The sequence below is a fragment of the Acidovorax sp. HMWF018 genome (genome assembly GCF_003061035.1).
GTDB lineage: Bacteria > Pseudomonadota > Gammaproteobacteria > Burkholderiales > Burkholderiaceae_C > Acidovorax > Acidovorax delafieldii.
Window position 1 is genome coordinate 1 of the sequence record NZ_QAIM01000091.1, and the last position, 12,810, is coordinate 12,810.

Annotated in this window: 16 protein-coding genes; 4 read left to right on the forward strand and 12 right to left on the reverse strand. The window is 65.5% G+C overall.

Annotated elements, in window-relative coordinates; translation table 11 throughout:
* Positions 1 to 65: 65 nt before the first annotated feature.
* The 10 genes from DBR23_RS03190 to DBR23_RS03235 form a co-directional block, all read right to left on the reverse strand.
* The gene (locus DBR23_RS03190) at positions 66 to 488 is read right to left on the reverse strand and encodes an ExbD/TolR family protein (protein ID WP_108497297.1); all 423 of its coding nucleotides are present in this window, start codon (positions 486 to 488) and stop codon (positions 66 to 68) included.
* Positions 489 to 503: 15 nt separating this feature from the next.
* A complete protein-coding gene (tolQ, locus tag DBR23_RS03195; protein WP_015015035.1) occupies positions 504 to 1,217 on the reverse strand; it encodes a protein TolQ in 714 nt (237 codons plus the stop codon).
* Complete coding sequence (gene ybgC, locus DBR23_RS03200) at positions 1,214 to 1,633, reverse strand: tol-pal system-associated acyl-CoA thioesterase (RefSeq protein ID WP_108497304.1); 420 nt, start codon at positions 1,631 to 1,633, stop codon at positions 1,214 to 1,216. The genes tolQ and ybgC overlap by 4 nt, the downstream gene beginning before the upstream one ends.
* Positions 1,634 to 1,653: 20 nt before the next feature.
* Positions 1,654 to 2,838 (reverse strand): pyridoxal phosphate-dependent aminotransferase, encoded by a 1,185-nt coding sequence (locus tag DBR23_RS03205; protein WP_108497298.1) that lies wholly within the window; start codon positions 2,836 to 2,838, stop codon positions 1,654 to 1,656.
* Positions 2,839 to 2,956: 118 nt separating this feature from the next.
* A complete protein-coding gene (gene nusB, locus DBR23_RS03210) occupies positions 2,957 to 3,496 on the reverse strand; it encodes a transcription antitermination factor NusB (protein ID WP_060983965.1) in 540 nt (179 codons plus the stop codon).
* Entirely contained in the window at positions 3,493 to 3,957 is a 465-nt protein-coding gene (ribH, locus tag DBR23_RS03215; RefSeq protein WP_108497299.1) for a 6,7-dimethyl-8-ribityllumazine synthase, read from the reverse strand. The genes nusB and ribH overlap by 4 nt, the downstream gene beginning before the upstream one ends.
* Before the next feature lie 19 nt (positions 3,958 to 3,976).
* The gene (ribBA, locus tag DBR23_RS03220; protein WP_099730764.1) at positions 3,977 to 5,098 is read right to left on the reverse strand and encodes a bifunctional 3,4-dihydroxy-2-butanone-4-phosphate synthase/GTP cyclohydrolase II; all 1,122 of its coding nucleotides are present in this window, start codon (positions 5,096 to 5,098) and stop codon (positions 3,977 to 3,979) included.
* Between the two features lie 225 nt (positions 5,099 to 5,323).
* A complete protein-coding gene (locus tag DBR23_RS03225) occupies positions 5,324 to 5,620 on the reverse strand; it encodes a 2Fe-2S iron-sulfur cluster-binding protein (protein WP_056064834.1) in 297 nt (98 codons plus the stop codon).
* 12 nt (positions 5,621 to 5,632) lie between these two features.
* Positions 5,633 to 6,271: a DUF938 domain-containing protein gene (locus tag DBR23_RS03230; RefSeq protein WP_108497300.1), complete on the reverse strand. Its 639-nt coding sequence runs from the start codon at positions 6,269 to 6,271 to the stop codon at positions 5,633 to 5,635.
* A 565-nt stretch (positions 6,272 to 6,836) separates the two neighbouring features.
* On the reverse strand, positions 6,837 to 7,118 hold the full coding sequence (locus tag DBR23_RS03235) for a DUF427 domain-containing protein (protein WP_056064826.1): 282 nt from the start codon (positions 7,116 to 7,118) through the stop codon (positions 6,837 to 6,839).
* Between the two features lie 317 nt (positions 7,119 to 7,435).
* Between DBR23_RS03235 and DBR23_RS03240 the strand changes: the two genes are divergently transcribed.
* Together DBR23_RS03240 and gshA are read left to right on the forward strand one after the other, a co-directional pair.
* Entirely contained in the window at positions 7,436 to 8,344 is a 909-nt protein-coding gene (locus tag DBR23_RS03240; protein WP_099730762.1) for an SDR family oxidoreductase, read from the forward strand.
* Positions 8,345 to 8,415: 71 nt separating this feature from the next.
* Positions 8,416 to 9,942: a glutamate--cysteine ligase gene (gene gshA, locus DBR23_RS03245; RefSeq protein WP_056747032.1), complete on the forward strand. Its 1,527-nt coding sequence runs from the start codon at positions 8,416 to 8,418 to the stop codon at positions 9,940 to 9,942.
* A 94-nt stretch (positions 9,943 to 10,036) separates the two neighbouring features.
* Here gshA and DBR23_RS03250 read toward each other — a convergent pair whose 3' ends face one another.
* Together DBR23_RS03250 and DBR23_RS03255 are read right to left on the reverse strand one after the other, a co-directional pair.
* Positions 10,037 to 10,207, reverse strand: a complete 171-nt coding sequence (locus DBR23_RS03250) for an oxidoreductase-like domain-containing protein (protein WP_056747202.1) — start codon at positions 10,205 to 10,207, stop codon at positions 10,037 to 10,039.
* A gap of 56 nt (positions 10,208 to 10,263) precedes the next feature.
* Positions 10,264 to 10,515: a hypothetical protein gene (locus DBR23_RS03255; protein ID WP_108497301.1), complete on the reverse strand. Its 252-nt coding sequence runs from the start codon at positions 10,513 to 10,515 to the stop codon at positions 10,264 to 10,266.
* A gap of 94 nt (positions 10,516 to 10,609) precedes the next feature.
* Between DBR23_RS03255 and ylqF the strand changes: the two genes are divergently transcribed.
* Positions 10,610 to 11,581 carry a ribosome biogenesis GTPase YlqF gene (gene ylqF / locus DBR23_RS03260; protein WP_108497302.1) on the forward strand — a complete coding sequence of 324 codons (972 nt, stop codon included), beginning with the start codon at positions 10,610 to 10,612 and terminating at the stop codon, positions 11,579 to 11,581.
* Between the two features lie 190 nt (positions 11,582 to 11,771).
* Positions 11,772 to 12,810, forward strand: a 1,039-nt coding sequence (locus DBR23_RS30230; RefSeq protein WP_233250250.1) for a PAS domain S-box protein, incomplete at its 3' end; no start/stop codon positions are given.

The window sequence follows — 12,810 nt, forward strand, 5'->3', positions numbered from 1 at the left end:
GGGCAAACTGGTCGCGGTCGGAGTGGGCGTGCATGGGCGTCTGAGCGGTGCCGGGCGGGTTCGGTTCAACCGCCTTGCTTGACCGACAGGCCTACGCGTTGCACGCCTGCCTTTTGCAGGGCGTCCATCGCCTTCACCACGGTTTCGTACTGCACGCCCTTGTCGGCCGTGATCAAGACGGGTGTGTCTGGTGCCTGTGTGGCTTGCCATGATTTAGCGGCAGCTCCGAGCCCTTGCAGGGTGACAGGGCGCTCGATGTCTCCGGTCTTCAGCTGGAGGCTGCCATCCTTTTGAATGATGACCTGCCCGAAAGTCTTGGGTGGTTTGACACCCTTGCCGACGGTGGGAACATTGATGGAGCCGGGGGTGAGCATGGGCGCTGTCACCATGAAGATGATGAGCAGCACCAGCATGACGTCGATGAACGGGACCATGTTGATCTCGTTGATGGTGCGGCGGCCTCGGCCGCGGGATGCCATGGCGGGCATGGGGCGCCTCCCGGATCAGTGGCCCGAGGCCGTGTGGCCTGTGGACGCGGGCTGGGCGCCCAGGTTGCGCTGCAGGATGTTGGAGAACTCTTCGATGAAGGTCTCCTGGTGCGTGGCCACGCGGTCGATGTCGCGCGCAAAGCGGTTGTAGGCGATCACGGCCGGGATGGCCGAGAACAGGCCGATGGCGGTGGCGACCAGCGCCTCGGCGATGCCTGGGGCCACGGTCGCGAGCGTGACCTGTTCCATGCCTGCAAAGCCGGTGAAGGCGTGCATGATGCCCCACACGGTTCCGAACAGGCCCACATACGGCGATACGGAGCCGACCGATGCCAGGAAGGAAAGGCTCGACTCGACCACATCCATCTCACGCTGGAAGCTCGCACGCATCGCGCGGCGGGCGCCGTCCAGCAAGGTGCCAGGGTCGGTGATGCGGCGTTCACGGAGCTTTTGGTATTCGCGCATGCCGCTGGCAAAAATGCGTTCCATGGGGCCGGCCTGCTTGGCGTTCTGGGCGGCCGCTGCGTACAGGTCGTTCAGGCTGGTGCCCGACCAGAACTCGCGCTCGAAATCCTCGTTCAATGTCTTCACGCGCTTCAAGGCAAACAGCTTGCGGAAGATGGCGGCCCAACTGGCCACCGACACGCCCAGCAGCAGCAGCATCACGAGTTGCACCACCCAACTGGCGTGCAGCACCAGGGAGATGATGGACATGTTTTGGGAATTCATGGTGTGAGTTGTTCCAGGAGGGTGCTGGGAATTCTGGCGGGGCGCATTGTCGCTGCGTCCACCCATCCGATGCGGATGGTGCCTTCGGTCAACAAGGTCGGGGGATGGTCGGTCATCTGCTCTGGTTTCAGGAGCGCCTGCTGCACTATTGTCAACGATGCGCGGCCACTGCTTTGCAGAGCGGCGGTAACAATCAGTTCATCGTCCAGCCGCGCTGGGCGGTGGTAGCGCAGCTGCGCGTCGGTTACGACAAACATGCCGCCGGTTTGTTCCCGCAACTGCTGTTGGCCCACACCCAAGGAGCGCAGCCACTCGGTGCGCGCGCGCTCAAAGAACTTGAGGTAGTTGGCGTAGAACACGATGCCACCGGCATCGGTGTCCTCCCAGTAGATCCGGATCGGAAATTCAAACGCCATCGTGGGGTTGCTCGCCTTGGTCATCCGAGCAGCTTGCGCAGTCGCTCCACGGACTCCTGCAATTGCGCCATCGAGTTGGCTGTCGAGAAGCGGATGAACCGCTCGGGCTCGGCCGTGCCAAAGTCGCGCCCTGGCGTGACGGCAATGTGCGCGCGGCGCATCAGCTCAAACGCTAAGTCCCAGCTGCCAGCCACGCCCAGGCGCTGCGCGGCCTGCGTGCAGTCGGCCCAGGCGTAGAAGGCGCCATCGGGCATCACGGGCACGCTCAGGCCCAGCGACTGCAGGGCAGGGATAAAGAAGTCGCGCCGCGCCTTGAACTCGGCACGGCGGCGTTCGTATTCGGCAATGCTCTCGGCCTCGAAGCAGGCCAGCGCTGCATGCTGCGACACGGTGCTGGCGCAGATGAACAGATTCTGCGCCAAGCGCTCGACCACGGGCACCATCGCGTCGGGCACCACCATCCAGCCCAGGCGCCAGCCGGTCATGTTGAAGTATTTGCTGAAGCTGTTGATGCTGATGATGTTGTCGTCGATGGCGAGTGCGGTGTGACCAAACTCTTCCTCGTACGACAGGCCCAGGTAGATCTCGTCGATCATCGTGATGCCGTCGTGCGACCGCACCACGTCGTGGATGCGGCGCAGCTCGTCGGGCGCAATCGAGGTGCCGGTGGGGTTGGACGGCGAGGCCAGCAGTACGCCGCGCGTTTTTTCATTCCACGCCGCACGCACCTTGTCGGCGCTCAGCTGGTAGCGCTCGGCCGCCGTGGTGGGCAGCAGCACGGCCTTGCCTTCTGCGGCGCTCACAAAGTGGCGGTTGCAGGGGTAGCTGGGGTCGGGCATCAAGATCTCGTCGCCCGACTCGATGAGTGCCAGGCACGCCAGCTGCAGCGCGGCCGATGCGCCTGCGGTGACCACGATGCGGCGCGTAGGCACGTTGACGCCGAAGCGGCTCTGGTACCAGCCGCTGATGCGTTCGCGCAGCGCATCGAGGCCCAGCGCATTGGTGTACTGCGTGGCGCCGCTCTGCACGGCGCGGGCAGCGGCTTCTTGCACCAGGGGCGGGGCGGTGAAGTCGGGCTCGCCGATGTTCAAGAAGATCATCGGTTCGCGCGTGCCAGCCACCTCGCGGGCCAGGGCCTGCGCGGCCTTGGCGACCTCCATCACATAAAACGGTTCAATGCGCTCGGCGCGCGTGGAAAACTTCATGGAATGGCATCCTGCCCCGACCGGGCGCCTTGTGGACGTGGTGGCGTGAGGGCGTAGAAAGAAAAGAAACCAAGCCGCCCCGGTTCAATGGTCAGGGCGGCAGCGGGGCAGGGCAGGTTCAGGCAGCGCCCGCGCCTGCGGCCTTGTCGGCGGCCACTTCCACTGCGCGCAGCTTCGGGGCCAGGCCGTTGAGCACGGCGTTCACGTACTTGTGGCCGTCGGTGCCGCCGAACTCCTTGGCGAGTTCGATGCACTCGTTGAGCACCACGCGCCAGGGCACATCCAGGCAGTTCTGGAACTCGTACACGCCAATCCACATGGTGGCGTGTTCGATGGGCGAGATCTCGGCCATCTTGCGGTCCAGCAGGGGGGTGATCAGTGCGTCCATGCTGGCAGCGTGCTCGATGCAGCCGTGCAGCAGTGCGTCGTAATGCGCCGAGTCGGCCTTGTGAAAGCCCGCCAGGTCGCGCGTGAACGCGTCGATGGCCGTGGCGTCGTTGCCGCCCACCAGGTGCTGGTACAGCGCCTGCAACGCGAATTCGCGCGCGCGGCTGCGGTTGGACTTGGAGGCAGCCTTGCGTGTGCCGGTGCTCTTGAGGCCGGTGCGGCTCTGCTTGGGTGGGCGTGCCGACGATGGCGTGGGGGTGTTTTCGCTCATGACAGTTCGTCCAGCAGGTTGGCCATTTCCACCGCCACGCGGGCCGCGTCCACACCCTTTTCGGTCTGGCGGGCGATGGCCTGTTCCATGTTCTCGGTGGTGATGATGGCGTTGGCAATCGGGATCTGGTAGTCCAGCGACAGGCGCGTGACGCCCGCTCCCGATTCGTTGGCCACCAGCTCGAAGTGGTAGGTCTCGCCGCGGATGATGCAGCCCAGCGCGATCAGCGCGTCGTACTCGTCGCTCTCGGCCATGGCCTGCAGGGCCACGGGCACTTCGAGTGCGCCGGGCACCAGCACATGCTTGATGTGCTTTTCTTGCACGCCCAGGGCCAGCAGCTCTGCGCGGCACGCGGCGGCTAGGGTGTTGGTGATGCTCTCGTTGAAACGGGCCTGCACGATGCCGATGTGCAGCTTCTTGCCGTCCAGTTCGTCTGCGGTGCCTTTGTCTGCGCCAAACATAGTGATCCTGTTCCTGTCTTTATTCTTTGGGGATGAAGCCGGTGATTTCGAGGCCGTAGCCTGTCATGCTGGGCATGCGGCGCGGCTGGCCCATCAGGGCCATCTTGTGCACGCCGCATTCGCGCAGGATCTGCGCGCCCACGCCGTAGGTACGCAGGTCCATGCGGCCGCGCTCGGGCGCCTGGGCGGAGCGGGCGGTGCCTTCAAACTGCGCCAGCAGCTGGGAGGCGCTTTCGCCGCAATTGAGCAGCACGGCCACGCCCTTGCCTTGTTTGGCCAGGTACTGCAGGCTGGTGTCCAGGCCCCAGGAGTGCATGGAGCGGTTGACTTCGAGCGCATCAAACACCGACAGCGGCTCGTGCACACGCACGGGCACCACGTCGTCGGCGCTCCACTGGCCCTTGACCAGCGCCAGGTGCACGGCCTGGCTGGGCTTGTCGCGGAAGGCATGGGCGGTGAACTCGCCATACGCCGTCTGCAGTGTGCGCGTGCCGACCTTTTCGACCAGCGACTCGTTGCGGCTGCGGTATTCGATGAGGTCCGCGATGGTGCCGATCTTGAGGCCATGCTCGGCGGCAAACAGCTGCAGATCGGGCAGGCGGGCCATGGTGCCGTCGTCCTTCATGATCTCGCAGATCACCGATGCGGGGCTGCAGCCCGCCATGGCGGCCAGGTCGCAACCGGCTTCGGTATGGCCGGCGCGCATCAGCACGCCGCCGTCCACCGCCTGCAGCGGGAAGATGTGGCCGGGCTGCACCAGGTCGCTGGGCTGGCTGTTGCGGTCCACGGCCACCTGCACGGTGCGGGCGCGGTCGGCGGCCGAGATGCCGGTGGTCACGCCCTCGGCGGCTTCGATGGAGACGGTGAACGCCGTGCTGTACACCGTGCCGTTGCGCGCTGCCATGGGCGGCAGCTTGAGGAACTCGCAGCGCTCGCGGCTCAATGTCAGGCAGATCAGGCCCCGGCCGAAGCGGGCCATGAAGTTGATGGCCTCGGGCGTCACATGGTCGGCGGCCAGGACGAGGTCGCCTTCGTTTTCGCGGTCTTCTTCATCCACCAGGATGACGATGCGCCCGGCGCGCATCTCGGCCACGATGTCCTCGACGGGCGAGATCGGCACGGGGGTGAGGGGGGTGTTCATGGAAGGTCGGGGCTTTCTGTGGAGCCTCTGGCGGTTGCCAGCTGGCGGTGTGCTGCAGCACAGGTCCCCGTGGCCGAAGGCAACTGTGGTGCCTCCAAGAAACCGCCCCAAAGAACATGCGATGCGGCGCTGCCGCACGTCAAAGGGGCATCGTGCCCCCAAAGCCCCGGATTTTAGTGCACCGGGGCCTGCTTGGTGTTTGAAAGGCGCGGTGCCTGACGCAGATCAGATGGCGCTGCCCTGCAGCACCACGTCCGACGTGGGGTAGGCCACGCAGGGCAACACGCAACCTTCTTCCTTTTCTTCGGCCGTGAGGCCTGGCCATTCGATGGCGTAGCGCACCGTGCCTTCGACCAGCTGGCCCAGGCAGGTGCGGCAGGTGCCGTTGCGGCAGGAGCTGGGCCAATCGATGCCGCCTTGCTCCATGGACAGCAGCAGCGGCTGCTCGGGCCAGGCGTCGCACTGGGTGCCATCGGGCTCGACCTTGGCGATGAAGAAGGGAGCGGCGGTGGGTGTCGTCATGGGCGTGTCTCTTCAGGGTTGGTGGGCGGCGTGGGTCCACACCAGCAGCAGGTTGTTGGCGGGCATCGCGTGCCGCGCGGCCAGTTGCAGGCCGGCCTGGGCGGCCACCGCCATCACGTCTTCGATGCGGCGGATGCCCCAGGCGGCGTCTTGCGCGCGCAGGCTGGCGTCAAAGGCCAGGTTGCCGGGGGTGGTGGGCACGCCGTCTTCCAGGTAGGGGCCGTAGGTGACCAGGTGGCCGTCTGGCGCCAGGTGGCGGGCGGCGCCCTGCATCAGCCCGGTGCAGCAGGCCCAGGGGGCGATGTGCAGCATGTTGGCGCAGTAGACCAGCTCGAACGACGCGGCGCCGAATGCCGGGCCGTCGCTGGGCCACTGGTCGTGCAGCACGTCCAGCCGCCGGGGCGCCTGCACGTTGCGGGCACCGGCCTGTGCGGCCCAGCCGGTGATGGAGGCGAAGTGGGTGTCCTGCAGGTCGGTGGGCTGCCAGGTCCAGCCGGGCAGGGCGGCGGCAAAGTGCGCGGCATGCTGCCCGGTGCCACTGGCAATCTCCAGCGCGGCGCCGGTGTTGGGCAGCAACGCCAGCAGCTGCGCCAGGATGGGGCCCTGGTTGCGCTCTGCGGCGGGACTGTGCTGAAGGTACGTGGTGGACACTGGTAGATGGAGTGTTTTTGGCCGCAAGCGCTAGTGGATCATGCGCTGGCAGCTATGAAATAAAGAGCGGCCAACCAAGGGCCGCCGTGCACTGTACCGCAGACGATTTACCCACCCCTGCTGCCTGTTTTTTCAGCGGCACAAGAAGTTGCCTTGTAAATCAATGACTTAAGACTGTCATACAAGGCTTGTTCACAGTTATCCACAAGATTGTCCAGTGCGGGCAGGGATAACCGGGGTTTGGATGCCTGTGAAGGGGTATCGGCCGCACGTGGCAAAGGACGTTCTGCAATTGCCTGTTTTTTGAGCAATGCAAGGATATTCCTTGCAAATCAACCACTTAAGCGTGCCATACAAGGCTTATCCAAGGTTATCCACACCATTGTCCAATGTGCGCCGGGATAACCCACGCCATGATTTACCGGGTTGCCTAAAAATAAGGCAATGCAGTGCATTTCCTTGCAAATCAAGCACTTGGCGTTGTCATACAGGACTTGCCAAAACTTATCCACACGATTGTCCAGTGCGCGCAGGGATAACCTGCGCAGGGTGCTGGCAGGCCGTTTCAGGCCGTGACCTTCACACCCTTCCAGAACGCGACGCGACCCTTGATCTCGGCGGCCTCGGGCTTGGGGTCGGCATAGAACCACGCGGCGTCGGTGTTCATCTCGCCGTTGACCAGCAGCGACAGGTAGCTGGCCTGGCCCTTCCAGGCGCAGGTGGTCTTGTGGTTGCTGAACGTGAAGTAGTCGCGGTGCAGCGCGCTTTCGGGAAAGTAGTGATTGCCTTCCACCACCACGGTGTCGTCGCTCTCGGCAACCACCACGCCGTTCCAGATTGCTTTCATGGGAGATCCTTGGGTAAAAATGGCCGATAGCGCAGGTGTTACATACGCCAATAGCTATCAAAAAATGAGTTCAGGAGGACTGCGCCGGCCGCTACCCCGGGGCTGGCGCAGGCACCCATTATTCCCAATGTGCCGCGTGGGCGTGTGCGGTGCTCGGCCAGCGTTGGTGGAGGTGGTGGAGGGGCCAGTCGCCTGTGCAACCTGCACGGGCCGCGCTGTGGCTTACAGTGCAGCGCGCGGCGCCAGCCCATTCGGGCAGGTGCCAGAGGTTTTTATTCCACTGACCGATTGACCAAGACAACAGGAGAACCTTCACCATGGGTATTGATTTCCAAGGCCGCGTGGCCATCGTTACGGGCGCGGGCGGCGGCCTGGGCCGCCAGCATGCTCTGGCGCTGGCCAAGCGCGGCGCCAAGGTGCTGGTCAACGACCTGGGCGGCGCGGTGGACGGCAGCGGCGGCACCGTGGGTGCGGCGCAGGCCGTGGTCGATGAGATCCGCGCTGCGGGCGGCGAGGCGCTGGCCAATGGCGCGTCGGTCACCGACTTTGCGGCGGTCGAGGCCATGGTGCAGCAGGCCATCGACGCCTGGGGCCGGGTGGACATCCTGGTCAACAACGCCGGTATCCTGCGCGACAAGTCGTTCGCCAAGATGAGCATGGATGACTTCCGCCTGGTGGTGGATGTGCACCTGATGGGCGCCGCCAACTGCTGCAAGGCCGCGTGGCCGCACATGGTGGCCCAGCAATATGGCCGCATCGTGATGACCACTTCGTCCACCGGCCTGTATGGCAACTTTGGCCAGGCCAACTATGGCGCAGCCAAGCTGGCCCAGGTGGGGCTGATGCAGACCCTGGCCATCGAGGGCGCCAAGTACAACATCCACGTGAACGCCCTGGCCCCCACGGCCGCCACGCGCATGACCGAGGGCCTGATGCCCCAGGAAGTGCTGGACGCCTTGAAGCCCGAGGCCGTGGTGCCCGCCATGCTGGTGCTGGCGCACGAAAGCGCGCCCACGCGCACCATCCTGTGTGCCGGTGCGGGCACGTTCGAAGCCGCCCACATCACCCTCACCCAAGGTATCCATCTGGGCATTGGCGCCGATGTGCCCGAGCAACTGGCCGCCCGCCTGGCCGAGGTGACGGAGCGGGCGGGCGAGCAAGTACCACAAAGTGGCGCAGCGCAGGGAACCAACGAGGTTGGACGCGCTTTGGCCGCAAGGGCTTGACACCCCTCTGGGCGGGCCAGCGCTCAACGTGCTAAGTTCCGGGCCGACAGAAGTTGGATCGGTATAAACATATGAGCAAACTGCACGAGAGACTGGCCGCCTACCCGGCGGACGCCCTGGGGGGGATTCGCCGTGGCATCGAAAAGGAAGGGCTGCGCGTGCTGCCCACCGGCGGCCTGGCCCTCACCCCCCACCCGCTGGCGCTGGGCTCGGCCCTCACACATCCCCTGATCACCACGGACTACAGCGAGTCGCAGCTGGAGCTGATCACTGGCGCCCACAAGGGCGTGCAGCAGTGCCTGGATGAGCTGACCGAGGTGCACCAGTTCGTGCACCACACCCTGAAGGACAGCGGCGGCGAGCTGCTGTGGGCCTCCAGCATGCCCTGCGGCCTGCCCACGGACGAGACCATTCCCATCGGCCGCTACGGCAGCTCCAACGTGGGCCGCGCCAAGAGCGTATACCGCATGGGCCTGGGCCACCGCTATGGCCGGCGCATGCAGACCATTTCGGGCATTCACTACAACTGGTCGCTGCCGGGCGTGGACAGCGAGCAGTATTTCGCGCTGATTCGCAATTTCCGGCGCCACGCGTTTGTGCTGCTGTACCTGTTTGGCGCCTCACCCGCCTTGTGCCCCTGTTTTGTGGAGGGGCGCGAGCACCGCCTGGAGCGCATGGAGGGCGGCAGCGCGCTGTACCTGCCCCACGCCACATCGCTGCGCATGGGCCGCCTGGGCTACCAGAGCGACGCGCAAGCCACGCTGGCCGTGAGCTACAACGGCCTCACGGGCTACGCCAACTCGCTGCACGAGGCATTGACCAAGCCATACCCCGCCTACGAAACCGTGGGTGTGCGCAATCCCGGCGGTGACTACAACCAGCTCGGCACCAGCCTGCTGCAGATCGAAAACGAGTTCTACGGCACCATCCGCCCCAAGCGCACGGTGCGCACGGGCGAGCGCCCGCTGCATGCCCTGCGCGAGCGCGGGGTCGAATACGTCGAAGTGCGCCTGATGGACCTGGACCCGTTCGTGCCCGTGGGCATCACCGCACCCACCATGCGCTTGCTGGATGTGTTCTTGCTGCACTGCCTGCTGTCCGACAGCCCGCCGGACACGCCCGCAGAAATTGCCGAACTCAAGCAGAACCAGCACCTCACCGCAGAGCGGGGCCGCGAGCCCGGCCTGCGCCTGTCGCGCAACGGCCAGAGCGTGCCGCTGACCGAGTGGGGCACTGAAGTGCTGGCCGCTTGCGAGCCCTTGGCCGCCGCGCTGGATGCCACCCATGGCACCAACGACTACAGCGCTGCACTGCGCGATGCCCGCGCACTGATGGCTGCGCCCGAGCGCACACCATCGGCCCGCGTGCTGGACAGCATGGCGCGCGAGCACCAGCACCACTTTGAAGCCTTTGCACGGCAGCAGTCCATCGCCGCCCGCGACGCACTGCTGGCCCTGCCCTGGACGGCCGAGCAGCAGGCGCGTTACCTGGCGATGGCCGATGAGTCGATTGCCGCGCAAAAGGCCATCGAAGCCGCAGACACGCTCCCGTTTGAAGAATGGCGCGAGCAGTACATGGCGGTGGAGCAGCTGGGCTGAGGGTGCGACCGCGCCGAGTGGCGGGGGCGTGCTATTAATTTGGTAGCTGCTTGGGCATATCGCACTAGCGCTACCAGCCCAAACGGCTTCAAAATCAGTCTTGCAGCTGCAGCAGAGCCTCTTGCCGCCAGTATTCGGCGGCGTCCAGGAATCCTTCCCACACGCAGCCATTGCAGCCACGCCCACAGCAGGTGGTGGGCTCGGGCGGCGGGTTGCGCAGCGTGATGCCCGCAGTGGCCGCGCGTTGCTGCAGTGCCGCGAACATGGCTTGCGCCGTGGCGCCGTCCGCAGCCGGTGCCGGGGCCGTCCACCCGGGCAAGGTCACGGCTGGCGGCGCCCCGCCTTGGCGCGGCGCAGGCCGTACTGCACGCCGAATGCTATGCCTAGCACCAGCGCAAACCAGCCCACCAGCGCCGCCTGGATCATGAGGTCGCGCACGCTGCTGGAGCGGGCGACATAGGGCGCCAGCAAGATGACCAGGCCGATAAGGGCCAGGGTCACGCCCTTGAACAGCAGCTCCTTGTCGGCCTTGGTGGCATTGGCTTTGCGCGAGTTGTCGAGAGGGGCTGGCATGGAGGTCAAATAGCGCGGTGGCGTGGTGCAAGTGGGACCGCGATTATCCTTGCCACCCTCAGAACCTGTTGAATCAAGAAGAAAGTACCCCCGCATGGCCATCCAGTGGTTCCCCGGTCACATGCACCTGACCCGCAAAGCCATCACCGAACGCATCAAGGACATTGACGTGGTGATCGAGGTGCTGGACGCGCGCCTGCCTGGCTCCAGCGCCAACCCGCTGCTGGCCGAGATCACGGGCCACAAGCCCACGCTCAAGGTGCTCAACAAGCAGGACGTGGCCGACCCCGAGCGCACTGCGCTGTGGGTGGACTGGTACAACGCCCAGAGCGACACGCGCGCCGTGCCGCTGGATGCGTCCGACCCCGCCCCTGCGCGCAAGCTCATCGACGCCTGCCATCTGCTGTCGCCCAACCGCGGGGGCATGGCCAAGCCCATGCGGGTACTCATCTGCGGCGTGCCCAACGTGGGCAAGTCCACGCTGATCAACACCTTGACCAACAAGCGCCATGCCAAGACGGGCGACGAGGCGGGCATCACCAAGCTGGAGCAGCGCATCACCCTGGCCGACGACTTCTACCTGTGGGACACGCCGGGCATGCTGTGGCCGCGCATTGTGGTGCCCGAAAGTGGCTACAACCTGGCCGCCAGCGGCGCCGTGGGCCGCAATGCCTACGACGAGGAACTGGTGGCGCTGGAGCTGCTGCGCCGCCTGCAAAAACACTACGCCCCCTTGCTGGAGTCCCGCTACAAGCTGGGCCTGCCTGCAGGTGCCGTGGCCACGATGCACGACGAGGAACTGCTCGCAGCCATCGGCAAGAAGCGCGGCGCCATGCTGGGTGGCGGCAAGGTCAACCTCCAAAAGACGGCCGAGATTGTGATGACGGACTTTCGCACCGCCATCCTGGGCCGCATCACGCTGGAAACGCCCGCCGAGTTTGGAGCCTGGCGTGCTGCAGGCCTGGCCGAAGACGCCAAGCGCCAGGCCAAGAAAGACGCGCGTGCCAAGGCCAAGGGCAAGGGCTCTGGCGTGCGCGAGCCTGCGCCGGACAGCGACGCGGACTGATTGATAAGGCCTGCGCTTGCGGGCCTGTAGGCTGCTGCGGCCACTCTGGGCCGAAGCTGGCGACGGTTCTTGGTGACACCGATGCAGATGCCGATGGATGGGCGCCGCAGCCACTCCAGCGGCGTTTTGTTCATAGGCGTTTTCTATGCCTGCGGTTACGATGGTTTCCTCCCCCGTAATTCCCGTCGCCATGGCCGAAGCCCCCGTTGTTCCGCTGCCAGACCACGAAGACGCTACAACGCGCCACCTGGTGCGCGTAGCGGGTTGGTCCGTGATGTTGCTGGGTTTTGTCATCGGCTTGCTGCTGCTGTGGGACCAGCCCGTGCAGCCGGTGCGCGTGGCGCTCAACTTTGTCGCTGGCTGCATTGGCGGCACGGCGCTTCTGCTGGCCCGCTGGCGGCGGTGGACGCTGGCCACCTATCTGCTGGTGTGGGGCGTGTGGGTATCGGTGTCGCTGGTGGCGGCTCGCAATGGCGGCGTGAACGGCCCCAACCTGCTGAACTACCCCGTGATCATTGTGCTGGCCGGATGGCTGCTGGGAGCGCGTGCCACGCTAACGCTTGTGGGGCTCACGGCCCTGCTGTTCCTGGGTTTCATCTGGGCGGACGTTCAGGGGTTGCTCAAGCCCGTTCAGGTGGCCAACCGCGTGGCGGGTGCTGTGTACCTTGCAGGCATTCTGGTGCTGACCGCTGCAGCCACGCTGCTGTCGCGCCGCAACTACATGAGCCGGGTGCGTGAGGCCCAGCAGACTGCGGCCAACCTGGCAGCCAGCGAGGCGTCGCTGCGCAAGCTGTTGCGGGCAGTGGAGCAAAGTCCAGAGGCCATCGTCATCACCGATCTGCGCGAGGACATCGAGTACGTCAACGAGGCCTTTGTGCGCCGCACGGGCTACGCGCGCGACGAGGTGGTGGGCCGCGCCTCGGCAGACTATTCCAGCAACGGCCTGGCGCCCGCGCAGCGCGAGGGTCTGCGCACCACACTGGCGCGCGGTGACAGCTGGGCAGGCGAGCAGGTGAACTACCGCAAGGACGGGCAGGAATTGATCGAATCTGTGGTGGTGGCCCCCATCCGCCAGACCGACGGCCGCGTGAGCCACTATGTGGAGCTCAAGCAGGACATCACCGAACGCAAGCGCGCTGCCGATGAAATTCACCGCCTCGCGCATTTCGACGGCCTCACCAGCCTTCCCAACCGGTCCACCCTGATGGAGCGGCTGCACGTGTTGCGCG